The sequence below is a fragment of the Acinetobacter sp. Ver3 genome, assembly GCF_000632455.1.
Taxonomy (GTDB): Bacteria; Pseudomonadota; Gammaproteobacteria; order Pseudomonadales; family Moraxellaceae; genus Acinetobacter.
The window spans coordinates 44,465-69,310 of the sequence record NZ_JFYL01000010.1; the positions used below are offsets into that span (position 1 = coordinate 44,465).

Annotated in this window: 28 protein-coding genes; 5 read left to right on the forward strand and 23 right to left on the reverse strand. The window is 39.4% G+C overall.

What is annotated here, in order from left to right:
* From CL42_RS04815 to CL42_RS04835, 5 genes are all read right to left on the reverse strand, one after another.
* Positions 1-405: a DUF3106 domain-containing protein gene (locus CL42_RS04815; protein WP_035265706.1), complete on the reverse strand. Its 405-nt coding sequence runs from the start codon at positions 403-405 to the stop codon at positions 1-3.
* Positions 395-721: a hypothetical protein gene (locus tag CL42_RS04820; RefSeq protein WP_035265708.1), complete on the reverse strand. Its 327-nt coding sequence runs from the start codon at positions 719-721 to the stop codon at positions 395-397. The genes CL42_RS04815 and CL42_RS04820 overlap by 11 nt, the downstream gene beginning before the upstream one ends.
* The gene (locus CL42_RS04825; RefSeq protein WP_035265710.1) at positions 711-1,331 is read right to left on the reverse strand and encodes an RNA polymerase sigma factor; all 621 of its coding nucleotides are present in this window, start codon (positions 1,329-1,331) and stop codon (positions 711-713) included. Before CL42_RS04825 ends, CL42_RS04820 begins: the two co-directional genes overlap by 11 nt.
* Before the next feature lie 160 nt (positions 1,332-1,491).
* Positions 1,492-2,268 carry a TrmH family RNA methyltransferase gene (locus tag CL42_RS04830; RefSeq protein ID WP_035265712.1) on the reverse strand — a complete coding sequence of 259 codons (777 nt, stop codon included), beginning with the start codon at positions 2,266-2,268 and terminating at the stop codon, positions 1,492-1,494.
* Positions 2,269-2,318: 50 nt separating this feature from the next.
* Positions 2,319-3,293, reverse strand: coding sequence for a class 1 fructose-bisphosphatase (locus CL42_RS04835; RefSeq protein ID WP_035265714.1), 975 nt, complete (start codon positions 3,291-3,293; stop codon positions 2,319-2,321).
* Between the two features lie 172 nt (positions 3,294-3,465).
* Between CL42_RS04835 and CL42_RS04840 the strand changes: the two genes are divergently transcribed.
* Positions 3,466-3,651, forward strand: coding sequence for an NF038105 family protein (locus tag CL42_RS04840; protein WP_035265716.1), 186 nt, complete (start codon positions 3,466-3,468; stop codon positions 3,649-3,651).
* A 47-nt stretch (positions 3,652-3,698) separates the two neighbouring features.
* Here the strand turns inward: CL42_RS04840 and pal are convergent, their stop codons facing one another.
* The 6 genes from pal to ybgC form a co-directional block, all read right to left on the reverse strand.
* Positions 3,699-4,271 carry a peptidoglycan-associated lipoprotein Pal gene (pal, locus tag CL42_RS04845; RefSeq protein ID WP_035265718.1) on the reverse strand — a complete coding sequence of 191 codons (573 nt, stop codon included), beginning with the start codon at positions 4,269-4,271 and terminating at the stop codon, positions 3,699-3,701.
* A gap of 28 nt (positions 4,272-4,299) precedes the next feature.
* On the reverse strand, positions 4,300-5,583 hold the full coding sequence (gene tolB, locus CL42_RS04850) for a Tol-Pal system beta propeller repeat protein TolB (RefSeq protein WP_035265720.1): 1,284 nt from the start codon (positions 5,581-5,583) through the stop codon (positions 4,300-4,302).
* Between the two features lie 137 nt (positions 5,584-5,720).
* A complete protein-coding gene (gene tolA / locus CL42_RS04855; protein ID WP_035265721.1) occupies positions 5,721-6,938 on the reverse strand; it encodes a cell envelope integrity protein TolA in 1,218 nt (405 codons plus the stop codon).
* A 3-nt stretch (positions 6,939-6,941) separates the two neighbouring features.
* A complete protein-coding gene (tolR, locus tag CL42_RS04860) occupies positions 6,942-7,391 on the reverse strand; it encodes a protein TolR (protein ID WP_035265723.1) in 450 nt (149 codons plus the stop codon).
* Positions 7,392-8,090: a protein TolQ gene (gene tolQ / locus CL42_RS04865; protein WP_035265724.1), complete on the reverse strand. Its 699-nt coding sequence runs from the start codon at positions 8,088-8,090 to the stop codon at positions 7,392-7,394.
* A 23-nt stretch (positions 8,091-8,113) separates the two neighbouring features.
* Positions 8,114-8,521, reverse strand: a complete 408-nt coding sequence (ybgC, locus tag CL42_RS04870) for a tol-pal system-associated acyl-CoA thioesterase (RefSeq protein ID WP_035265725.1) — start codon at positions 8,519-8,521, stop codon at positions 8,114-8,116.
* 262 nt (positions 8,522-8,783) lie between these two features.
* Between ybgC and CL42_RS04875 the strand changes: the two genes are divergently transcribed.
* A complete protein-coding gene (locus tag CL42_RS04875) occupies positions 8,784-10,010 on the forward strand; it encodes an acetamidase/formamidase family protein (protein WP_035265726.1) in 1,227 nt (408 codons plus the stop codon).
* 50 nt (positions 10,011-10,060) lie between these two features.
* On the opposite strand, the gene CL42_RS04880 is transcribed toward CL42_RS04875, so the two are convergent.
* Positions 10,061-11,404 (reverse strand): amidohydrolase, encoded by a 1,344-nt coding sequence (locus tag CL42_RS04880; RefSeq protein WP_051586524.1) that lies wholly within the window; start codon positions 11,402-11,404, stop codon positions 10,061-10,063.
* A 206-nt stretch (positions 11,405-11,610) separates the two neighbouring features.
* Between CL42_RS04880 and CL42_RS16445 the strand changes: the two genes are divergently transcribed.
* Complete coding sequence (locus CL42_RS16445) at positions 11,611-12,486, forward strand: hypothetical protein (protein WP_051586525.1); 876 nt, start codon at positions 11,611-11,613, stop codon at positions 12,484-12,486.
* 23 nt (positions 12,487-12,509) lie between these two features.
* Here CL42_RS16445 and ruvB read toward each other — a convergent pair whose 3' ends face one another.
* The 3 genes from ruvB to CL42_RS04900 form a co-directional block, all read right to left on the reverse strand.
* Positions 12,510-13,517: a Holliday junction branch migration DNA helicase RuvB gene (ruvB, locus tag CL42_RS04890; protein ID WP_035265728.1), complete on the reverse strand. Its 1,008-nt coding sequence runs from the start codon at positions 13,515-13,517 to the stop codon at positions 12,510-12,512.
* Between the two features lie 11 nt (positions 13,518-13,528).
* Positions 13,529-14,131 (reverse strand): Holliday junction branch migration protein RuvA, encoded by a 603-nt coding sequence (gene ruvA, locus CL42_RS04895; RefSeq protein ID WP_035265729.1) that lies wholly within the window; start codon positions 14,129-14,131, stop codon positions 13,529-13,531.
* Between the two features lie 121 nt (positions 14,132-14,252).
* Positions 14,253-15,593 (reverse strand): deoxyguanosinetriphosphate triphosphohydrolase, encoded by a 1,341-nt coding sequence (locus tag CL42_RS04900; RefSeq protein WP_035265731.1) that lies wholly within the window; start codon positions 15,591-15,593, stop codon positions 14,253-14,255.
* A 428-nt stretch (positions 15,594-16,021) separates the two neighbouring features.
* On the opposite strand from CL42_RS04900, the gene sohB reads away from it, so the two are divergent.
* Positions 16,022-16,984, forward strand: a complete 963-nt coding sequence (gene sohB, locus CL42_RS04905) for a protease SohB (protein ID WP_035265733.1) — start codon at positions 16,022-16,024, stop codon at positions 16,982-16,984.
* Between the two features lie 59 nt (positions 16,985-17,043).
* Here sohB and CL42_RS04910 read toward each other — a convergent pair whose 3' ends face one another.
* Positions 17,044-17,679 carry a DUF2238 domain-containing protein gene (locus CL42_RS04910; protein ID WP_035265756.1) on the reverse strand — a complete coding sequence of 212 codons (636 nt, stop codon included), beginning with the start codon at positions 17,677-17,679 and terminating at the stop codon, positions 17,044-17,046.
* 179 nt (positions 17,680-17,858) lie between these two features.
* Here CL42_RS04910 and CL42_RS04915 point away from each other — a divergent pair, with 179 nt between their 5' ends.
* Positions 17,859-18,098 carry a hypothetical protein gene (locus CL42_RS04915; protein ID WP_035265735.1) on the forward strand — a complete coding sequence of 80 codons (240 nt, stop codon included), beginning with the start codon at positions 17,859-17,861 and terminating at the stop codon, positions 18,096-18,098.
* 74 nt (positions 18,099-18,172) lie between these two features.
* Here CL42_RS04915 and purB read toward each other — a convergent pair whose 3' ends face one another.
* From purB to CL42_RS04950, 7 genes are all read right to left on the reverse strand, one after another.
* The gene (gene purB / locus CL42_RS04920; protein WP_035265736.1) at positions 18,173-19,561 is read right to left on the reverse strand and encodes an adenylosuccinate lyase; all 1,389 of its coding nucleotides are present in this window, start codon (positions 19,559-19,561) and stop codon (positions 18,173-18,175) included.
* Between the two features lie 55 nt (positions 19,562-19,616).
* Positions 19,617-20,348 carry a high frequency lysogenization protein HflD gene (gene hflD, locus CL42_RS04925; protein ID WP_035265738.1) on the reverse strand — a complete coding sequence of 244 codons (732 nt, stop codon included), beginning with the start codon at positions 20,346-20,348 and terminating at the stop codon, positions 19,617-19,619.
* A 14-nt stretch (positions 20,349-20,362) separates the two neighbouring features.
* Positions 20,363-21,496, reverse strand: a complete 1,134-nt coding sequence (mnmA, locus tag CL42_RS04930; protein WP_035265757.1) for a tRNA 2-thiouridine(34) synthase MnmA — start codon at positions 21,494-21,496, stop codon at positions 20,363-20,365.
* Between the two features lie 4 nt (positions 21,497-21,500).
* Complete coding sequence (locus CL42_RS04935; RefSeq protein WP_035265740.1) at positions 21,501-21,986, reverse strand: NUDIX hydrolase; 486 nt, start codon at positions 21,984-21,986, stop codon at positions 21,501-21,503.
* A gap of 678 nt (positions 21,987-22,664) precedes the next feature.
* Positions 22,665-22,784, reverse strand: a complete 120-nt coding sequence (locus tag CL42_RS17725; protein ID WP_081403243.1) for an SRPBCC family protein — start codon at positions 22,782-22,784, stop codon at positions 22,665-22,667.
* A gap of 58 nt (positions 22,785-22,842) precedes the next feature.
* Entirely contained in the window at positions 22,843-23,502 is a 660-nt protein-coding gene (locus tag CL42_RS04945) for an HAD-IA family hydrolase (RefSeq protein WP_035265744.1), read from the reverse strand.
* Between the two features lie 117 nt (positions 23,503-23,619).
* Positions 23,620-24,648, reverse strand: a complete 1,029-nt coding sequence (locus CL42_RS04950) for a MerR family transcriptional regulator (protein WP_035265745.1) — start codon at positions 24,646-24,648, stop codon at positions 23,620-23,622.
* Positions 24,649-24,846 lie beyond the last annotated feature (198 nt).

Below are 24,846 nucleotides of genomic sequence, written 5' to 3' on the forward strand. Positions count from 1 at the left end.
TTATTTCATCGTGGTTTGTTGCATATATTTATTTAAATAAGTTTCGCGTATTTCTTTGCGCTGCTCGGCAGTCGTCGCGTTCATCATTTTTTTACGCAAATCATTTCGTTCACTTGAGCTCATCTGTTGCCAAGTTTCGCGCATTTGTATTTTTTCTTGTTCAGGCAGTTTAGTAAACCAATCCATTCTTTGTTGTAGAACAACACTTTGCTCTTCAGGAATTTCTTTCAAATTTTGATAGCGTTTAATCAGTGCTTTTTGTTCATCTTCAGAAAGAGATTCCCAAGATTCATTAAGTTCAGGATTATTGTCTTTCGAGAAGATCCAAAAACGTTCATAGCCTGCAAAACTGGTTTGTAAAAAACCTAATGTGCAGAGTGCAATCGCTAAGCCTTTAGCTGCCATGAGCTGATTTATCCTCACCAAAAACAGATAACATTTCTAGATCTTCCATCATTTGCGGAGAAAGTTTAGGGGTGACAATCACTTGTTGTGGGCTTGGAGCTTCTTCTAAATCAAATGCATTAGGAAGTACCACAAATCCTGTGATCGCGGCTGCTAATGCAAAACCAGTAACTTTCCAAGTCATAAACTGAGAAAATAACGGTTTGTCTTTAATTTCATCGAGTACATGCTCCATCACGACCGCTTTATTGCGATGTTGTGATGCCAGTACATTCAATTTTTCAGTCACTTGTTTCGTAAATTCATCATGATTCATCCGATGATCCCCCGTCATTTGGGTTTAAGTGAGACAAAGCAGATCTTAAGCCCTGTATAGCTCGATGGTAATGGGTCTTTACACTGCCTTCTGAACAATTCATGATTTCGGCTGTGGTTTGTGTATCAAACCCTTCCCATGCTCTCAACATAAATGCTTGTTGTTGGCGAACAGGTAACTTAGAAATTGCATTTTGAATCTCCTCAACAGCCATCTCTTGTGCAAGAAATTGCAGCGGATTAGGTGTTGATTCATCCACAATATTGATGGTTTCGTCATCATCTTCATCGTGGTTATTTTTTTTAAATAACGTGAATGGAAAAGCCCGTCGAGATTCTTTACGACGCCAATCCTGAAGTTTGTTATTTAAAATGGTATAGAAAAGGGGATACCACTCTGCAGTGGATTTATCAGCATATGATTTATGCAAGGATATAAAAGCTTCTTGGACTAAATCCATGGCAATGCCATTGTGTCCTTGAGTTGCACTTTCCATCATCACCAATGCACGCCCAGTGACGTCTTGCATAAAATATTTAAGACGTTGTTCTGCCGTATTCAAAAGAACACTCGAATCTTCAGGCTTGACTTTTTTTGGTGCTAAATCCATAGAGATGGAAAATCCCGTCATTGGGTACCCACCATTATTTTCTAATCGTTACTTATATAACGTCAAAACATAATGGTAGGTTGACAATCTAAGCAACTATTTTTTAGCAGTTTAATAGATTTTTTTATTTTCAGTGACTTCGTTAATATATTTTAACGAATCATATCCGTTGGCGTACCATTTCAAAGAAACAAATCGATCCGGCAACTGCAACGTTTAATGATTCTTGACCACCCGGTTGGGGAATGGTAATTGCTGAAGCATGCGCTAGGGCATATTCCGAAACGCCTTGGCCTTCATTGCCCAGTACCCATACGCAAGCTTGAGTTAAGTCTTTTGCATATAAACTTTCTGATTCATGTGAGCTCGTGACATACACGGGAATTTTGAATTGAGACAGCACATCTTCAAGCGCAACGTTTTCATAGGTTTTTAATGAAAAGTGCGCACCCATTCCTGCTCGTAATACGCGAGGAGACCACAAAGATGCTGAACCTTTGGTGCAAACAATTTGTTCAATACCTGCAGCCGCAGCTGAACGAAGTAATGTACCTACATTGCCTGGATCTTGAACATTTTCAAGAATTAAAGTGTCTTGAGTATAATCTAGAGCATCACGTTGAGTTGGTAAATCTACAATCGCTAAACATGCTAAGGTGGTTCCTAGCGTGCTAATGTCTTTATAGAGTGATTCACTAATAACAAACACTGAACCTGTATAGTGTTGTGCGATTTCGTCAAAATCGGCGTGTTCCATTGCTTTTTCAGTGGTAAAAATCGAATTCAATTTACGATTTTTTTCTAACCAAGCTAAGCACAAATGTGTGCCTTCTAGAACAGTTTGGCCTTGCTTTTTACGGTAACTATTTTGATCAATTAAACCACGTAAATGTTTAATTTTCGGGTTGTCTTTAGATTCTAAAAAGATAATGGCCATTCAGTTTGACTTCCATGAGAGCCTAAATCAATAGGCTCTCAATTGTAAGATTATTGATGATAAGCAGTAACAAGCTCAACTTCATTTTTTGAACCAATAACGACTGGTACACGTTGGTGAAGTTCAGTCGGTTGGATTTCCATAATACGCACGCGACCTGTTGTCGAAGCACCACCTGCTTGTTCCATGAGCATACTCATTGGATTTGCTTCATACATAAGACGTAGACGACCTGCTTTCTTAGGATCTTTGGTATCGTAAGGGTATAAGAAGATCCCACTACGGCAAAGAATACGGTGGATATCACCAACCATGCAGGCAACCCAACGCATATTAAAGTCTTTTTCACGTACAGATGTTTTACCCGCTTGTAGCTCACCAATATAGCGTTGAACAGGTTCTTCCCAATGACGTTGGTTTGAAGCATTAATGGCGTATTCTTTTGTATCGGCATCCACTTGGATATTTTCAGTCGTCAACAGGAATGTTTTTGACTCTGGATCAAATGTAAAGAAAACAGTACCTGCACCAACGGTTAATGCCATCATAGTTGATGGGCCATATAACACATAACCAGCTGCGACTTGTTCAGTGCCTGCTTGAAGGAAATCTTCTGCTTGTGTCACTGAATTTTTGGCAGGTAGGATAGAGAAGATGGTGCCAACACACATATTGATATCGATATTACTTGAGCCATCTAGTGGGTCAAATAAAACTAAATACTTACCGTTCTCTTGTGCTGGTGTAAACTCATCGAGTTCTTCAGAAGCTAAACCGCCTACATTTGCGTTGTTTTTTAGCGCATCAATTAAATAGTCATTTGAAATAACATCTAATTTTTTTTGCGCTTCACCTTGTACGTTTTCATTACCAGCACTACCTAATACACCCGCTAAGGCACCCTTTTGCAATGCTGAATCGATGGTTTTACACGTTTCAGCAATGGTTTCAATCACATTAGAGAGTTCAGGCGTTAGATTTCCTTGTTGTTGTGCAAGATATTGTGACAAGGTGAGGTATGACATTACAAGGACGCTCCTAAAAGCTTTAAAAGAATAAAATTTGGATCTTGGGCTATTTTAGATGAGTTCAGTGCAAAATAGAAATTATCCTGCGTTATTTGTGGTGATTTTGCACTTGCCAGAGTTTTAGAACATGGTATGTTGATAGGAGGATGATTTTAAAAGGAGCTTTAAAATGAGCATTCAAAAGTTTGAAGCAACTCCAACGCCAGGTGAGGCAATCGACTTAAACGAAATTAGTTCAGAGAGTTCCAAGGAAGCATGGAAACAGTACGAGGCTAAACCTGAATATAAAGAGTTTAATAAGCATGACATGATTGAGTCTATGCAAGTGCCCATGCCAGACTCGCAAAGGTCTTAAACCTGATATAAAAAAAGCGCTCGAATTGAGCGCTTTTTTTGCATTCATTAGCGAAGAAGTGGTGGCACTGCTTCATAATTGAGTTCTACACGACGGTTTTCTTTCCACGCAGCTTCATTATTACCTGTATTAATTGGCATTTCTTTACCATAACTCACAGCTTCGAGTTGGTTTGGATTTACACCATTTGTAACTAGATAACTTTCAACTGCTTTGGCACGTCGCTCACCCAAAGCCATATTGTATTCACGCGTTCCACGTTCATCGGTATGACCAGTTAATGCGATTTTAGAGTTTGCATTTGCCAATAAAAATTGTGCATGTGCTTGGAGGGTTTGATAGTCCTCAGTAGATAGCTCACTGCTGTCATAATCAAAGTGAACAACACGTTTAGCCAAGAAAGCTTTATTGGCTTCAGTTACCCCTTTAGCAGAAGCACCCGTTAAGTTTTGAGCATTTAATGCTGCATCTTCACTGAGACCAGTCGTATTTACAGAGGTGGACGTTGATGGTGGTGTCATCGTAGTGGTATCTGTAGTTGCTGGTTTACGGCTTGCGCAACCCGTCATTACTAAACTAACAGCAATGAGTGGAAGAGCAAACGTTTTAATCGCGTTCATGTTCATCTCCTTGAAAGATTAAATTCGATTATTTGGGTGCCCAAGCAGGTTCACGAACTTCACCTTGTTCGCTAGGTAGGTTCATGCGGAAGCGACCGTCTGTAGACATAATCGATAACAATCCACGGCTGCCTTCACGTGTCGCATACACGACCATTTGACCATTTGGTGAAAAGCTTGGTGATTCATCTAAACTGGTTGGCGTTAAAATGTTCGTGATTCCAGTTGAGATTTCTTGAATTGCTACCTTATAGTTGCTGCCTGAAGGGCGATGTACTAAAGCAACATATTTACCATCGGCACTTAAACTTCCACGTGCGTTGAATGCTCCGCGGAAAGTCAAACGTTTTGTTGAACCATCGGCAAATGTGTAATGATAGATCTGTGCTGAACCACCACGGTCTGAGGTAAAGATAAAACCTTTACCATCTGGGGTATAGCGAGCTTCTGTATCAATTGCTGTATTATTTGTCATACGCTTCACTTGGCGCGTATTTAAATCCATTTGATAAATTTCAGGGTTGTCATGCATTGAAGCAGTGAACAACATGCTTTTACCATCAGGGGAAAAACTTGGCGCACCGTTTAAGCCACGGAAGCCAGCTAATTTTTCACGTTGTCCAGTCGCTAAATCTTGAACATAGATGGCTGGACGTTTGGTTTCGAATGAAACATAAGCGATTTTTTTGCCATCAGGCGTCCAAGCAGGGGATAAAATTGGATCGCGTGAACTCAATACAGTGCGTGGTTGTTCGCCGTCCGTATCTGCGATTTGTAAAGTGTAGCGATTATCAGGAGTCGCAGGATTTCGCAAAACATAAGCGATGCGACCACTAAAGTCACCAGGAATACCTGTTAATGCTTGGTAAATCGCATCACTGATCATATGTGCTGCAGATCGAATGCGCGATGGTGGTACAGTTAATAGTTCATTGAGCAAATATTGTTGTTTTTGGACATCATAGAGTTGGTAATGAACAGCCAGTGAACCATCAGGATTAGTTTTAACTTCACCATTCACAACATAAGGTACGCCTGCAGATTGCCAAGCAGCACCATTGGCTTGATTGATGGTTGCTGTTGCAGGTAAATTTTTAGATGAACTGGTAAAGCGACCTGAACGGTTTAAATCTTGCTCTACAACAGGGTATAAGCGTTGATCACCTAGGAATGGCACGATAGCAATTTTTGGTGCTTCTTCAGGTGCTTTAGCAATTTCAAGATGAAGCTGTGCATAAGAGGTCGTAATGAGAGCAGGGCTAAATGCTACCAAAATTGCTAAACCGAGAAGATGTTTTGAGATCATTTTCATGAGAAGTCACGTACTCAAGATACTAATTTTTCGAATATTCTAGCTTTTTAGCATATAGCTCCGTACCGAATCTATATAAAGCGTGTAATTATCCGCAATTCATGAAAAAACCTTTCGACGAATCGAAAGGTTTTTTATTATTTCACGGTGAATGAAGAAGTGAAACTACGAGCTTCACGCCTTGCATCAGGATCGGATGGCATCGGATATGGTGCTGCTGCACGAACAGCCTGTTCGACACTGGCTTTGACATCTGGATCTGATGCATTGACGATGACTGAAGTCACAGAACCACTGTCAGATAATGTCACGCGTGCTGTCGCTTTTTGACCTGAAGAGCCTATTGGCATTCTCCAAGCACCTTTAATTTTTTGCTCAAAGTCTCTTTTTGCTGAAGAAGCGATGCGTTTAGATTCAGCTTTTTTATTGGCTGCTTCTTGTCTGGCTTTTTCAGCCGCAGATTCTCGAGCTTCAGCTTCGGCACGTTCTCTGGCTTCGGCATCCGCTTTTCTTTGTGCTTCCTGACGAGCTTTCGCATCAGCTTCCGCTTTAGCTTTGGCATCAGCTGCAGCCTTAGCTTTACGATCAGCATCCTGTTTGGCTTTTGCATCAGCTTCAACTTTAGCTTTCCGATCAGCATCTTGTTTTGCTTTGGCTTCAGCAGCAGCTTTAGCTTTCCGGTCGGCTTCTTGTTTGGCTTTAGCATCGGCCTCCGCCTTAGCTTTCCGATCAGCTTCTTGCTTAGCTTTGGCTTGAGTTGCCTCAGCTTTAGCTTTTCGATCAGCCTCTTGTTTCGCTTTTAAAGCCGCATCAGCTTTCGCCTTTTGTTGTTGTTCCTGTTTTGCGTTTTGCTCTGCTGCTTTGGCTTTTTGGGCGGCCTCTTGTTTAGCTCTAGCATCGGCCTCAGCTTTAGCTTTCCGATTCGCTTCTTGAGTCGCTTGACGTTGTGCTTCAGCCGCTGCTTTACGTTCGGCTTCTTGTTGAGCTTTAACCGCAGCCGCTTGCTCAGCTTTACGGTCGGATTTTGGCTCTTCGACTTTTGGTTGAGCTGGAGGAGGTACAGCAGGCGCAACAGGAATCACAGGAGCATTTTGAATAGGCTCATTGGTCTGTTGAATATTTTCTTGAACGTTCTGGTGCGCTGTATCTGAATGATCAGATTCAACCAATGGTGTGGGTTCAGGTGGTACCAGATCTTCAGGTTTCACTAAAACTGTTTTAACAGTTTTAGTTGGCTCAGGAGGTTGAGTCAACCCAAGGAACAATAAGCCTGTGATCGCAATCACATGGACCGCAACAGTGAATCCGATTGCAATTTTCTTTTCTTTTGAAAAGCGAGAGTTAGATTCTTTCATAGCTTATTGAATTGGTTTGGTCAGCAAGCCAACTTGATTGATCCCTGCATCTTGTAAGTTAGACATGAGCGTCATCACCTCACCATAAGGTCGAGTGTTATGACCATTAATGACGACACTAAATTGTTTATTCTCACGTTCAGCAGTTTGTTGTGCATCACGAAGTATCTGTTGTAATTCCTGCAAGCTCAGTGGACTTGGTTGGCTACCCTTGTATTCTAAAAAGTATTGTCCTTGTTGATCTAAAGTCACCATAGCTGGTGCATCCTTAGATTCAATCGGTACACTGTTTGCTTCAGGTAAATCAACTTTTATGCCACTTGTGATCATTGGTGCAGTCACCATAAAAATCACCAAAAGTACTAACATGACGTCAATATAAGGAACTACATTCATGTCACTGTTAAGTGGCTTTTTAATGCGTTGGAAACGCCCTGAGCGACGAACGGCCATTTATTCAGCTTCCTGTGTAGAACCCACAGAACGACGTTGTAAAAGCGCCACCATTTCTTCAGCAAACAAGGAACGATCTGAGTAAATTTCTTCACTTTTGGCCGTATAGTGGTTGAATGCAAGTACTGCAGGAATCGCAGCAAATAAACCAATAGCAGTCGCAATGAGGGATTCCGCGATACCTGGTGCGACAGTTGCTAGCGTCACTTGATCGACTTGGGCTAAGCCGATAAAAGCATTCATAATGCCCCAAACTGTACCAAATAAACCAACATAGGGCGCAACTGAACCAATACTGGCAAGTGCACTGAGGCCTTGTTCCATACGGCTCTGATCTCGGCTTAAACCCACCCCAAGAATACGCTCTGTGCCATCAATGACTTGTGCTGTTTCAGCTTTGGTTTTTTTGAGTTTGAGAAACTCTGCAAAACCAAGATAAAAAACATCTTCCAAGCCTTCACGCTTAGAGTTGACTTGTGCATTGTTATATAAAGTGTTGAGTTCTGCACCAGACCAAAAAATCTTTTGAAAATGATCATCACCTTGGCGAGCTTTTTTAAAAGTCATATGTAACTTGGCAATAAGGTACCAGCTAAAGAGTGAAGCTAGTACCAACACCAGCATGACCAGTTGTACGACTGGACTCGCTTGAAGAATTAAATCTGTGACGTGAAGTGAAGATTCGAGTTGTGTTGCCATAGTTACATGTGCCAATCATATTTTTATGCGTGGGCTAATTCTTTTTCGATTAGATCACGGATTTCATTTGGAATTCTCAGCGGTTTCATTTCAGCGCTTATACACGCCAATTCTACTTCCCCTGAAGCTAGCATGATTTCACCACGATAAATATTTTGTTGCAATACAAAAGACGTTGCTTTACACGAAACTACACTTGCTGTAACAGTAATTAAGTCATCCATTAATATTGGACGTGAATATTTAAGCGCTAATTTATGCACGACAAAGTTGTAATCTTTTTGATGCCAGTAATGTGAAATCCCTGAAGCGCGTAACCATTCTGTACGTGCGCGTTCCATAAAGCGAATATGATTGGCATGATAAACAATGCCTCCTGCATCTGTATCTTCAATATACACTCGGATTTGAAATTCAAATTTGTTCGCCATACAGGTGTTCCATTACTTTAAATAGTCCAGTGTTTTGCAACATTCTTGACAAAGAATGCGAAACGCTGATTTATACAATGTTTGAAAGGCTTGAAGTTTAGCACTCCATTTTTACAGACCAATGGCACAAGATTTCAAAAATAGCTATAGATTGGGCGAAATATTTTAAGATGAAAATGCAGATTTAATTGAATTTTAATCATGTTTGGCATAGGGATTGCTTAAATAAATTCACATGAAATTTATAGTTGGATTTGAGTGCATGTTAAAAAAGTTAGCTTTATCGATTTCGATTGCTACATCAATATTAAGTTTTTCGACTTTTAGTTCGGCTGAAGATTTTAAAATTTTAAAACAGATTGAAAGCAAGCCAACTTTACTAAAAAAAGGGGAATATGCTGGACACTATTATATTCCAAGCACACTCAATACTATTCAATGGGGTTATCTACCGAATAAAGATGCTAAGCCAGTTTTAACGGTTCCATCGGGGAGTCATGTGACTTTTGATACAGTGTCACATGAAGGTTTATTAGAGGACCAAGGGCGTGATGCTGAAAAATACTTTACATCTAAAGGTGTTAAAAAAGAGCACATTTTAGATGAAGCGAAATTGATCACCCGCTCTAATTTAAAGCATGATTTCCATAAAGATGGCCCACACATTATTACTGGTCCGATCTACGTTGAAGGTGCAATGCCGGGAGACGTGCTTAAAGTTGAAATCATCAAAATAGAACCGCGTGTTCCTTATGGTGTTATTTCAAACCGTCATGGTAAAGGTACATTGCCTGAATTCCCTAAACGTCAAAAACATGATCATGCTTCGCCAGAAAATCCAGATGCTTATGGCAATGTTTCAGTATTTACACCCATTGCGCAAAATAAAGAGGGTGTATGGGAGGGGGTGATTCAAACAGAATCTGGTAAAGCGATTCGTTTTCCATTAAATCCGTTTATGGGAACAATGGGAGTTGCACCGAATACCAGCGAACCTGTTCACTCAGTTCCACCCTCATTTTATGGTGGAAATATTGATATTAATGATTTAACTGCTGGGGCAACCGCTTATTATCCTGTTCAAGTTCCAGGTGCATTATTCTACACAGGTGATAGTCATTTCGTTCAAGGCGATGGTGAGGTTGCATTAACTGCTTTAGAGGGTTCAGCGCGCGCAACGTTTAAAATTAGTGTGTTAAAAGCGGGTAAAGATCATATTCCAGGTAAGCACCTTTCTCAGCCATTAGGTGAAAATGGTGAGTTTTGGATCACGCCTGGTTTAGATGAAGATTTGGATGAAGCAATGCGCAAATCTACGCGTGAAGCAATTAATTTCTTAGTGAATGAATATGGCATAAGTGAAGATATTGCATATGCTTATCTCAGTGCGGCGACTGATTTTGAAGTTTCTCAAGTTGTAGATAAAACAAAAGGCATCCATGCGATGATTCGTAAAGCAGATTTTAAAGAGTTCATCGAGCAGAAATAAATTTTTTGAAATAAAAAAATCTCTATCAAGGAGGTATTTTTTTATGATGCTTAAGATTTGTTATTCCAATCTTGTTTAACTTGTTGTGCAATAGTCGGATAGTCCATCACAAAACGAATGTGGCTTTCAACGCCAGTTTTTAATGTCGCATCATCTACAATAAATTTAGGGTTATGATTGGGTGCAGCCTTACTGATCTCTTGATCTTGAGGTGTTGCACCAATGAAAATGAACAATGAAGGCATAAGTTGACCATAATAGGCAAAGTCTTCACTTGCGCTTGCATTGTTTTCAAGCACATGTAATTTATCTTCACCGTGAACTTTCGCAAGTGATGGCGCGATGAGTTGAGTTAGCGTTTTATCGTTCGTGGTAACGGGGGCATAAGCGGCAATTTCTACTTTGGCTTTTACGTCATTTGCATGAGCATTATGTTCGATCAATTTCGGTAAATCCTTGAGAATATTCTGGCGGACCTCTTCATTATTTGATCGAATCGTGCCAACCATATTGACTTGCTCTGGTATCACATTTCCTACCGTTCCACCTTGGATACTGCCAATACTGATTGCCCCCATACCTTTGGTTAAATCTGCACGACGGCTGATCAAACTCTGCATATTACTAATCATTTGAGATGAAGCGTAAATGGGATCGCGTCCAAGCCATGGCATAGAACCATGAACTTGTTTTCCACTGACCTGAATGCGCAAGTGATCTGCACTGTTTAAAATAGTGCCATCTTTATAAAAAATATGACCACTTGGCATACCTGCCATAACATGCATACCGAAGATCACTTCAGGCTTAGGATTTTTTAAAGCCCCATCTGCAATCATCTTACGTGAACCAATTTGATCACCATGGCTAAAGTTATCAATATCTGCTCCACCTTCTTCAGCTGGTTGGAAGACAAACACAACAGTACCTGCAATTTTATCTTTATTTTCCGAAAGCACTTTTGCAGCGCCGAGTAACATTGCTGTGTGAGCATCATGTCCACAGGCATGCATCACTGGCGTTTCTTTACCTTGATAGATTGCCTTTGCCTTACTCGCAAAAGAAAGTCCTGTTTTTTCCTCAATCGGTAATGCATCCATATCTGCACGTAATGCCATCACTGGGCCAGGTTTTGCACCTTTAAGAATTCCGATTACACCTGTTTTGGCATAGCCTGTGCGGACTTCAATTCCATATTTTTTTAATTCTTTTTGAACCAGAGCCGAGGTTTTAAATTCCATATTGCCGAGTTCGGGATGTTGGTGAATGTGCTGTCTTAATTTGATGGTATGTTGTTCAACAGCGTTCACACCGTCATCAACCCAATCTGCAAAACTCAAGGTTGAACAAAGGGGCAAGATGGTACAAGCAAAAAATAGCCTAAGTGAGATCATAAACTCAATGTCCTAAAAATCCTAAAGTTTTAGGAGCTTCTCATTCACTTCTGATGGTTGCAAAACTTAACAGGTATATCGAAATACATGAAAAGTATAGTGACCATGAAGCATTGATTTTTAATGCTTTATCCATAGATTTAAAGTTGTTATTATTTGTAAATTATTCATTTTAAATAATTATTTTAATAGTTGTGGGGGAGCTAATGGGCGTTGAAGAAGAACTAAAGCATAATCAAGATGTCATGATTCAACTTCCATGGACTGTACCTCAACAACCTTTATATACGGCGAGTATTCAAATTGATCCTGAAACGCAGAAAATTCCTTTGGATTTGAATGTAAGCTCAACTGATACGACTGCAATTTGGTCTTTTATGATTGCAATGGCGATAGCTTTTATTCTAGGAATTTCAGCGACAATCATTGCAATTTGGTATGGTGTCAGAAGTTTTAAATTAACTGAAATGTCTTTTAATACAGTAGTACTAGAAATAAAAAGTTCACAACAAATTGCTTTTAATCTCAATCAAAAATTATTTGAGCAACAAAGAGAGTTAGGAAAACAAGAATTTCAGTACACTAAGCAACTTAAATGGGAAGATGAGATCATAAGTATTACATCGGATTGTCTTAACTCTTTAGCTAAGTATATTCAAAAAGTTATGATATTTAAGGATAATTTTGTTAATTTTCCTGTAGCTGATAAAAGTGATTATTCAACATTAGTTGGTTCAAAATTAAAAGAAATTTTAGACGTTACAGAAAATACTAATGCTTGTTTAACTAAACTAAATTTATATTTTAGTGTTGGGCATGAAAAAGAAAAAATAATTTCTCAACTTGGGAAACTTTTGATCATCTCAATAATGCATTTTAACAATCAATTAATAAAACAGACCGATACCAAAGACATTTATGTGAGTAAGTTTATTATTGAAGAGGGTTTAATAAGAAAAGTTAATAAGATATTAATAGATGCTAGAAAGTGGGATGAATCAAATGATTTATTATCCTTGACTGACATTGCAAATTTGGGTGATCAGTTGGCAGATGAGTTTAAAAAAATTCTCAATAAATAAGCAGCCTAAGCTGCTTTTATAAATCACTTCTCTTTCGGTTCAGGTGGTGTCATCCCAAACTGCAAATACGCCTGATTTGTTGCAATACGACCACGTGCGGTACGCATCACATAACCTTGCTGAATCAAGTAAGGTTCAATCACATCTTCCAGCGTGCCTGAATCTTCTGCCATTGCCGCTGCTAGAGCTTCAACACCTGCAGGACCACCATCAAAACGTTCTAATAACATGGATAAATAACGGCGGTCGAGTGTATCTAAACCATCCTTGTCCACATTCAACATATCAAGCGCACGTTGCGCCATTTCTTGTGTGACCTCACCTGTACCTTTCACTTGAGCATAGTCACGTACACGACGCAGTAAACGGTTTGCGATACGAGGCGTACCACGAGAACGACGAGCCACTTCCTTCGAACCAGCTTCAGTGATTGGAACATCCATCAGATTTGCAGAACGAGTCACGATATGGGTCAAATCTTCAACTGAATAAAACTCTAATCGCTGGACGATACCAAAACGATCTCGAAGCGGAGAGGTCAATAAACCGGCACGAGTAGTCGCAGCGACTAAAGTGAATGGCGGTAAATCTAACTTAATTGAACGCGCAGCAGGGCCTTCACCAATCATAATATCCAGTTGGTAATCTTCCATTGCAGGATAAAGGATTTCCTCGATCACTGGAGAGAGACGGTGAATCTCATCAATAAATAAAACGTCACCTTCTTCTAAGTTAGTGAGCATTGCTGCCAAATCACCAGCGCGCTCTAACACAGGACCTGAGGTGGATTTGAGATTGCCACCCATTTCACGCGCGATAATATTGGCAAGTGTGGTTTTACCTAAACCCGGAGGACCAAAAATCAAGGTATGGTCTAAAGCTTCACCACGTCCACGAGCTGCACCAATGAAAATTTCCATCTGCTCACGCACAACAGGCTGACCAATATAATCATCTAATGATGTTGGTCGAATGGCACGATCAAAATGATCTTCTGGTTTTTCAGAACCACTGATAATACGGTCTTGCATAATATGAGATCTTATTTATTCATCGATTTTAAAGCAGCACGGATAATATCGGATGCCTCAGTGAAGTCACCTTTAACGGCATTGACTAACTTTTGTGCTTCTAGTGGCTTGTAACCTAATGACTGTAAAGCAGCTTCAGCCTCAGCGACAGCAGAGTTACCCGTAAACTGAATTTGCGCTGTTGTAGAGTTTGATGTGGATGGCTGAGCTGCAAGCGCTTTAAAGCGATCTCGAAGTTCAATCATCAAACGCTCTGCAGTCTTTTTACCAACACCTGGAACTTTGACTAAAGTGTTTACATCTTCATGTTCAACGGTATGAATGAGCATGTCTACGCTGAGTGTTGAGAGAATACCCAATGCCATTTTGGGACCAACGCCGTTCACTTTAAGTAAAGTGCGGAAAATACTTTTTTCTTGTGCGTTGGAAAATCCATACAGTAATTGGGCATCTTCACGTACAGCCAAATGCGTCCACAATGTGACTTTTTGTCCTTTCTGTAATTGGCAAAATGTTGAAAGAGGTGTATCAACCTCATAGCCAACACCATTTACATTCAATAAAACTGTTGGTGCTTCCAAAGCAAGCACTTCACCAATAAGACATCCAATCATTCAATTATTTCACTTATTTGTCGATGTTAAATTCACTATGTCAGCATAGTAGTGTTCATTGCTTCAGAACGCAAAATCAAAAAACACTTTATGCTCTTTTCCTGAACACTAAATTTAAGGTTTATAAAAATCCAACTTTATTCCCTTGAAGTTCCTGTGCCAAATGATAAGCCTGATGATCCGAAAATTTTGAGATCACATCTAAGACTTGCATGATATTGTCATAGTGATCATCACTAAAACGTACACCTAAGCCTGAGATAATAGACAGTAAACGTCCTTCCTTAAAATTATGAATTTTATTGGGGGTCGTAAGCGGAATAAAGGCATCTAGTATGTGCTGTAAGCTTTGATGTGCAATGATTTCTAAACCAGATTTTTGAGGATGCTCAAAGATTTTTTCCCGCGCTAAATTCTTTGCACAATCAATTCCTGCTTCGATATCGGGCGAGCAATATTGGAGCAAACTACCTTTAAGCTGTCCTGACAAAATTTCAAAATGATGTTTAGCAAAAGCGGAAGTGACTTCATCAACCAAGCGTTTCATCACACGACCACGCAATGCTGCAATCTTTTGTTGCCACGTGGTGTATGGCATTGCAAGTTCAGCAGGCGTGCCATAGTCACCGAGCAGATTTAAAAAAATAGGCTCGACTTGCTCATAGCTGAGCATGTTAAGAATAATGCCATCTTCTAAATCGATCAGGGCATAACAAATATCATCCGCAGCTTCGAGTAAATAGGTGAGTGGATGGCGACAGAAATGATATTCACCATATTGTATAAGACCTAATTGGTGACCAATTTGTTGCAAAATTTCTTTTTCAGATTGATAGCAACCAAACTTAGCTCGTTTACTGGCAGGCGTATTTCCCTGAGAGTCAATGGTTTTAGAAAGCCATGGGTACTTTAAGTAAGCTCCTAAGGTTGCGTAAGTGAGGCGCATTCCACCGTCATTAGGGTGATAGTCAATTTTCGTGAGTAAACGAAGACCTTGAGCATTGCCCTCAAACTGGCGAACATCGGCCTGCTGTTCAGGGGTTAAACTCGATAAAAAATCGCCGTGTGATGCATCATCAAACCATTCACGAATAGCGTACTCACCTGCATGACCAAAAGGAGGATTACCAATATCGTGTGCAAGACAAGCTGCTTGAATAATTGCACCGACATCTGCAGGAGAGATCCACATAGGTAACTCATCACGAATTTTTTCAGCTGCCAGCATTCCCAAAGAGCGTCCGATGCAAGAAACTTCAAGGGAATGTGTTAGACGCGTATGAATGCCATCATGTTGAGTCAGGGGGTGAACTTGAGTTTTACGGTTAAGTTGCCTAAAACTCTGAGAAAAAATAATACGATCGTAATCTTTATGGAAGGGGCTACGTGCTTGTTCTGTATTTTGTTTTGAACTACCAAATCGAACTGTTGATAACAGTTCCAGCCAACGCATTTGAGTCATTTATCATTATTCATCATTACTGTATGGAACCATCATGCCAAAAAAATAGTGAAAAATATATGCTGACACGACATAATTTGGCGCATTGAAAATGCATTTCAGAAAAGTTTAAGAAGTAAAATAATAAGTATTAAGGTGTTGATTTTAAGAATTATTATCCTAATATAATTCAATTTCTTCACTCTCAAATCATATAAGAGTCTCTAATTGATTTTAAAGATAGATATCAATCATGAGATGATGCGTGGATGCTCATCGGTTCGATAATTTTTTATCGAGATAGTATGCATAATGTATCTACTTTTTATGCCGATTGTTGATCAAATTGATCCGACGATTGGCATAACATTTCAATAAAGCTATTGAAATTTGTCTATTTTGACCTCATGTTATCCTCATAAAGATGAATTATAGAGATGTGAATTTATATGTTATTTCATTTGCCGAAACTTCCTGCCGAAATTCGAGTCACTCACTTAAATGCGCGTATTAATGAACAACGAAAAAAAATTGCGCAAAGTACTGCATCTAAACTTGAACTTCTGCAGTTGTCTCAGCAGTTTTCAAAAGAAGCACGCACGCGTAAAAAGAATAATCAGAAAGTATATGTAATTGATTTTAAAGGTGACATGGCAGCTTCAGCTGTAGAGAATCTTCGTGAAGAAATTACTTTGATTTTGGCGACTGCTAAAGCAGGGCGTGATCGTGTCGTAGTTCGTTTGGAAAGTCCAGGTGGGATCGTACATGGTTATGGACTTGCGGCTGCTCAACTGGTGCGTCTGCGCGATGCTGGTTTTCATCTAACCATTTGTGTTGATAAAGTCGCAGCAAGTGGTGGATACATGATGGCATGTATCGGTAACGAAATTATTTCTGCTCCATTTGCAGTGATTGGTTCAATTGGCGTTGTTGCTCAAGTGCCTAATTTTAATCGTTTACTTAAAGAACATAATGTTGATTTTGAGCTTTATACTGCGGGTCAATATAAACGTACCGTGACCATGTTTGGTGAAAATACGGAAGAGGGTAAAGCAAAGTTTGAAGAAGAGTTGCAACAAACGCATGCATTGTTCAAGCATTTTGTTGAAAAATATCGTCCACAGTTAAATGTTGAAAAAGTAGCAACAGGTGAACATTGGTACGGTCAAGATTCATTAGATTTGAATTTGGTTGATAAGCTTCAAACCTCGGATGAGTATTTATTAAGTTTATTGACAGTGCATGATGTTTACTTGATTCAAACTCGCCGTAAACCTACCTTAGGTGAGAAATTAGGACTGCAAGCGGCACAAATGGCGGACAGTTTGATTCCTGCTGTGATGAATAAAGTTATGGACACTTTAGTCCAAACTAATGCGAACTTAGTGCAACTACGTGATCCTAAATTTTAAATTCGATGAAATAAAAAAAAGCTAATCTAATGATTGGCTTTTTTTATGATTTATCATTTCTATGGTCGAGAGTCTAATTTTCGATATAACATCACTATTCCTGTGATCATGGACCCAAGTGTTGCGAACAGCATATCTTTATGGGCATCCCAAATATCACCTTGTTGACCATTATAATTTTCTGCTGCCTCAGGGGAAAGATTAATCGCAATTAACCATTCAATCCATTCGTAAATGAGACTGGTGGCCATGACAAACTGAACCACAATAAGAAAAAGTACTCGTTCAGATAATTGGGGTAAATAGAATTGAATGATCCTCAGGAAAAAAGGATAGAGAAGTAGACCATAGGCAAAATGGACCAAGCGATCATACATATTTCGCTCCCAACCCATCTGTGCATTTAAATCTATGCCGAAGTTGTGCATCAACCATTCATTATAGGGAACATACGAATATAAATAGTGTGCCCCAAGAATATGAATGATCAGAAATCCAATATAGAGAGAAAATGCGATAAAACTCAAACCAACTTTCTTTTGTATATAGATCAAAAACACTAGCATTAAAGCTGTGCCAAGTTGATGTGAGCCATAAGAAGCATATTCAAGAGGCTTTATACTTGCCAAGATCAGCACCATTATGAAAATGAAGAATACGAGGTGGTGTTTAGGAGTAAATTTTTTGTAGTGCATTTTGTTATATGTTGATTTGATTAATTTCTTCATATGATTGTAATGGATCAATCCTGAGAATAAGCTGCAGATCGCATTATTTTTATAAATCGCATTATTTTTATAAATAGTTGTTTATATCAATAGCTCATTGCAATCAGGATGATGAGTTAGAATATGATTTATTTTGAGTTTTTATTATGACGGTTTCAGCTGCTTTTCTTGCACAGCAAAATGCATATTTTCATTATGAGTTTGAAGAGCTTACTCTGAATGACTTTCCTGAAGAGATCTCAGTATCACTCCGAGGAATGATGTTTAGGCATGACATTCAATATGCTCAAGTGACTCATTATATTTACTATAGCGATGTTTTAACTGGTGATGAATTAGAAAAGCTCAGAACTGACTTTATACGTTACTGTCCTGATGAAGCATGATTTTTATTGAAACATTTGATGAGTCTCATACAAAAAAAGCGAAGCCTAAGCTTCGCTTTTTTATTCAATACTATTTAGATTTTAGCAATCAAATATTTAATTTGTTTCGCTTGCTCAGCAGCATTACCTGTATAAGATGCAGGTGTCATTTCAGCAAGACGCGCACGATCTGCTGCAGGAACAGCTTCTAATTCGTTTCCATTTACAAAATTCACCATCATTTCGCGAGTCATTGCTTGACCACGAGTAAGGGCTTTCAGTTTTTCGTATGGTTTTTCAACGTTATAACGACGCATTACTGTTTGAATTGGTTCAGCAAGAACTTCTTGAGCGTTGTCTAAGTCTTCAAGAATACGGTCGGCATTCAATTCAAGTTTGCCCACACCTTTCAAGCAAGCTTCAAATGCGATCAAGCTTTGTGCAAAACCAACGCCCATGTTACGAAGAACAGTAGAGTCAGTTAAGTCACGCTGCCAGCGAGAAATTGGGAGCTTTTCACCAAGGTGAGCAAGGACTGCATTAGCAATACCCAAGTTACCTTCAGAGTTTTCAAAGTCGATTGGGTTCACTTTGTGTGGCATTGTTGAAGAACCAACTTCACCTTCTTTTAATTTTTGTTTGAAGAAACCAAGAGAGATATAACCCCAAACATCACGGTTGAAATCGATGAGGATTGTGTTGAAACGACGAAGCGCATCAAACAATTCAGCCATGTAGTCGTGCGGCTCAATTTGAGTTGTATACGGGTTAAACGTGAGACCTAAAGATTCAACAAATGCTTGCGAGTGAGCAGGCCAGTTAATTTCAGGGTAAGCAGAAAGGTGAGCATTATAGTTACCTACCGCACCATTGATTTTACCTAGAAGCTCAACATTGTTGAATTGTTTGATTTGGCGTGCAAGACGGTATGCCACGTTCGCCATTTCTTTACCCAATGTTGTCGGGCTTGCAGTTTGACCATGTGTACGAGACAACATTGGTTGGTCAGCGTGTTTTTCTGCAAGTGCAACAATTGAGTCCACGATTTGTTGCATAGACGTAGCTAGTACTTCACGACCGCTTTTTAGCATGAGTGCATGAGACAAGTTGTTGATGTCTTCAGATGTACAAGCAAAGTGAATGAATTCACCCGCATTTTTAAGTTCATCAATGTTTGCAATTTTCTCTTTTAAGAAATATTCAACCGCTTTTACATCGTGGTTGGTTGTGCGTTCGATTTCTTTGATACGGTTAGCATCGTCTTCAGAGAAATTTGCAACGATTGCATCTAAAGCTGCATTTGTTTCGTTAGAAAAAGCTGGCACTTCAGTAATTTCTGGGCGATTTGCAAGTGCTTGTAACCAGCGCACTTCAACAGTCACACGAGCATGGATTAAACCAAACTCAGAGAGGAAAGGGCGCAAAGCATCACATTTGCTTGCATAGCGACCATCTAATGGAGAAAGTGCGGTTAAAGCGTTCATAGCAATTCCTTAAACTTTGGAATGAAACGTAAAACAGAACTCGATATACATCAGGTTAAACCACCTGAAACTGTAAACGAGCGAGATCTTGAATATCTTTCAGTAACTTGCGTTTGGTGAAGATCATGCTCCATGAACTTCCACCTGACTGACGCCATAAATGCGCCATCTGTAAACCTGTGAACAATGAAGCACGAATACGATTGGTGTGCGAAGAATCCTTAAAAGCTTCTGCATTGCCTTTCACCATAATGCGAGGATTAATCTGTCCTGCAGTTTCGACATAGGTTTGAGCAAGGTTTGCAAGAATACTTGGATGTAGATAATTATGATCAAAAAAGGAGAGTTGTTTTAGTATTTTTTCTTGTGATTTTTCAATAATTTCAACGAATTTTGGGTTGCTATATACTTTCTTTTCTAAATGTAATAATGCCATTGCATAGGACATTGGAAGTTTTGCATTGGCAAATTTAGGTATTCTTGATTTTGGTGCAGTATTGAATGGTTGGGCGATGCTACTTTCTAATGTTTTTAATCCCAGAGAAATATCTGCAAGCTGGTTAAAAAAATCTAAGGTTTGACAATTCTTATTGGAAGTAGGGCGAATATTTAAACTCGCCTTAATTAATTGTTCTAAATAGAAGTTACCGTTTTCGCCAATATTTTGTCGACCTGCAATGGCTGTCATATGTGTCAGCTGAGTCGATTGAAATACTGCTGCCAAAGCCAAAGCTCTGTTTTGACGATCATTCAGAGTCTGAAGCTGCTGGAACGGTAACTCTGTCATGCCTGAAAATTCCTTTAAATAAAATCAGGTTTAGGCGCATTAGTATGATGAATCACACCGCCACCTAAACAAACTTCATCCGCGTAAAACACAACGCTTTGTCCTGGCGTAACAGCACGTTGAGGTTCATCAAATTCTACACGTACACCTTGCGGTGCATTTGGGTCATTAAATAAGACACATGCTTGATCAGGTTGGCGATAGCGAGTTTTCGCTGTGCAACGGAAACCATTTTCTGGAATCTCTTGCTCACCTGCAACCCAATCAATCGCTTCAGACCATAACATGGTACTTTGCATGAGGGGATGCTCATGACCTTGGCCAACAACTAAACGATTGCCTTCGATATCTTTGTGTAATACGAACCAAGCACCTTCTTCAGCGCCTTTCATTCCACCGATACCAATACCACCACGTTGACCGAGCGTATAGTACATTAAGCCGTGATGATCACCAACCTCTTTACCATCTTCAAGGACAATTTTACCCGGTTGAGCAGGTAAATATTGCTTCAAGAAGTCATTAAATCGGCGTTCACCAATAAAACAGATACCTGTAGAGTCTTTTTTCTTCGCTGTTGCAAGACCTAAATCTTCAGCAATTTTACGAACTTGAGGCTTTTCGATCTCACCCACAGGGAACAAGGTCTTGTTAATTTCACGACCATGAACGGCATGTAGGAAATAAGTTTGGTCTTTGTTGTTATCCACGCCACGGAGTAAAGGCGCATATTGCTCACCTTTAGAGTTGGTCATGGTTTCACCGCGACGAGCATAGTGTCCTGTTGCGATGAAGTCAGCACCTAATTTCATGGCATGATCGAGGAATGCACGGAACTTAATTTCTTTATTACATAAAATATCTGGGTTTGGGGTGCGCCCCGCAGCATATTCAGCCAAGAAGTGCTCAAATACACGATCCCAATATTCCATTGCGAAGTTGGCTGTATGTAATTTGATACCGATACGATCACATACGGCTTGCGCATCTGCAAGATCATCCATAGCCGTGCAGTATTCTGTGCCGTCATCTTCTTCCCAGTTTTTCATGAAAAGACCTTCAACTTGATATCCTTGTTGAAGTAATAAAGCCGCAGAGACAGATGAGTCTACACCACCTGACATACCGACGATGACACGTTGTTGCATAGGATTAGGCATCCAAATTTGAAATTAAGGGAGAATTTTGGTGCTCATAAACGAGCGATAAAGGAAATTTTTGTCCTGATTGGGCATCTTGAATGGCTTTGATGACCAATGGGCTACGCGCGCGAGCCGTTTCTAATAGCTCATCTAGGCTCATCCAAACAGCACCTACGATACCTGTATCTAATGTTGCATTGGCAAAATACTGTGTTGATTTTGCTAAAAAACAGAAGCGGTAATAGGTACGATCTGGAAACATAGGTGGGGTATAGGTGTATATACCCAATAAATCTGTGACTTCAACTTGGTGACCTGTTTCTTCCATGGTTTCACGAACCGCGGCTTGAATAAGGGTTTCACCAGCTTCAACATGACCTGCAGGTTGATTAAAAACGGTGTGCATGACACCTTCTGTTTGTTCTTCTACAAACAGATATTTACCATCTTTTTCAACCACTGTTGCAACAGTGACGTGAGCAGTCCAAGCGGTCATAAAAAAGCACCAGATGAAGGGAAGGCATATTGTATAAAATTTTGAGGTGTGTGGCTATGATGGGAGGGGATTTCTTTGAAGGCGTTCTATCTTAAGTTTAACTAAGAAGTTCTTTGGATCAATAATTTAATAAAGGGCGTGGAACATGAAGAATCAACAAAAAAGCCCAATTTAAGTAAATTGGGCTTTTGAATGTAATTTAAGATTATGATTTATATGAAATAAAAAAGATAATTTCGCATAAGGTGTATTATGTTAATTTTAGGGGAATTTAAAAATTGAAAGAACAAAGAAGCGAAGTGCCTACATGGATCTGTTTTAATAAAAATAACAATTTATTACCCTATGATTTCAAATCTAAAGTTTTGATTCTACAAATAATTTTAGAGATTGATTCATGTATTTAAAATCTTTCCTTATAGATTTCAAATTATTACGCATCATAGGTACAAGTAGACCACTAAATGTCTCAGAATGTATGAGACAAGTGCTGCCATCTTCTTGGGAGCAAAGTTTAAAATGATGCTCACCATCTAAAAGACTAGGGATTAGAAAGTGACCTAGCCAGCTTAAAGACTGAGCATTTTTAACTTCCAATAGTGTAGGCTTAAATTCCATTGCTTTTTGCTTAGTTGGGTGAATCCTAATCTTTAGTTTTTCACCTATGTTTAACTTTCCTTAAACTTTACGGATAAAGGGATTCCAACTCTCATACGATTTAAAATCAGTCTGTACCTGCCAAACTTGCTCCGGTGTCGCATGAATATCAATATGTGTAGTTATCTTTAAAGAAAGCATAATTTACCTCGGGTATCTAGAATGGCGATTCTCTGCTTATAAGCATAATTTAGTAGGGTTATTTTTTGCTGACAGTAATCCTCTTTATGGCAGACACATTTTCAAATGTCTCATCAGGTGACAATTTCTTTAAAAGTCTTTCTGTGCTGTAACCCCATGAAACTGCACCGAAAGCAATTCCTACCGATCTAGCTGCCTCATAATCGGTAATCTGATCACCTATATAGATAGTTTCTGAGGGTTTATAGCCTGCTTTTTTTAAAAGCTGCTTTAACCTAGATGCTTTTCCAAAAAAAGATGCACCGCATTCAAAGTAATTAAAGTATCGACAGCTTGAACCAAGAATACGGGTCACATTTTCGTATCCATTTGAAGAAACCAGGCCCACTGTAATTCCATGTTCATTAAGGTGGGAAAGCATTTCATCGGTATGGTCGAATAGAGGAATCTTTGAAGGATTTACCTTCATGAGTTTTATAAAATTCTGAGTAATCGCAGGTAGTTTCCATACTGGTATTCCAAGAGTTTTCATTAGCTCTCGGGAAGGTATTTCTCTAAAAGATTCCACTTCATCTAAATGAATCTTCTTGAAAGAGTGCATGTCAGCCAGATGATTTATAGTTGAAACAAAGAAAGGAAATGAATCTGCTAAGGTTCCATCAAAATCGAAAATAACCAACTTATATAGTGTAGTTGGATAAGTTTGTGATAATACCATTTACTCTACTACTCTACTTTCTCTATATAAAATATTTTGAAATCATAAACTTAATGACTACCCCGTATTATGGGATAGCCACACTACTTTGATTATTTGAATAGAGGAAAGCATGTACTAAGCACAACGCATCAAAGCTGCTACTGCTTTTTCTAAAAATTGCAAAGTGGTAGGTTTGAGCCAGGTTCCCTCGGCAAGACTTGGTTCATTTTGCATGGCATTGCGAATCTTCGCATGTGTCGCTGGATTTTTGCCTGCGTAACCCTGTAACATGGAGAGCCATTGCTGTGCTAAACATTTTGCTTGTTCACTGTCAGGTTCAATCCCAGCACGAATGGCCTTCTCCAATCCAATCAATAACTGGGGCCAATTTTTCATCTCACGTACATAATGTTGCTTCATAAAAGCAAATTCCTGCTCGGATAAATAACGTGCAAAAACGTTCAGCTTACTCTCGGCAAATGCTTCAAGTAGAAACTCAACCACTTCCGGGCGCACACCCAATTTTTCCTGAAATGCCGATTCAGCTGAATGCATGCTATTCAATTTAGCCAACCATTCAGGATTAGCAGCCGTATTCTGTTCGAGGGTCAGCATCCAGCGTGAAGCCAGGTTTTGGGCAGTTTCACTACTAGAAGATTCTCCGGCCTTAAAGAGTGCATTGGCTTCGATGACAAGCGCTTCCCATTCTTTTTGTTGTTTACTATCTGCCTGTAAAAAAGTCAGTTCTGCAAGTTCCTCTTTTGTAAAATATTGTTCGTACATAGACATAAGCTCCAATGTTTTTAGCCAATTGTCCAGTTCTAGCTCTTCACCATTCATCAGTTGATTTTTGAGACTGCTCAAACGATAGCGCAGTTGAGTCTGCTTAATTATCATCTGATCGATTGCCTGAATCTGCCGATCAATTAATGGGGCGAGTGCAAGGTTTGGACTATTAAGAACCGCGCCAATTTCTGCCAATGTCATTCCAAGCCCTCGCAATGCCTGAATTTGGTATAAGCGAGTAATATCTTGACGACTGTAAAGTCTATAACCGGCGTCGGAGCGGGCCGAAGGCTGAAGTAAACCGATATCATCATAGTGATGAAGGGTACGAATAGTTAACCCTGTTCGCTTCGCCAATTCACCGACTTGTAATAACATCTTTTGACTCCTTTATCCCTTAGGCATGTTTTATGCTAGAGGCTAACGTTACGTGAGGGTCAAGTATCTAAGCTATAAAAAATATTTATGGTAAATAATTTACATTTTTGATGTTTTATTTATTTAGGTAGTAAAATTTTTTATATTCCATACATTTCCATCTTCCATTTAACATAATGGCTGTTATGTGAACACTGT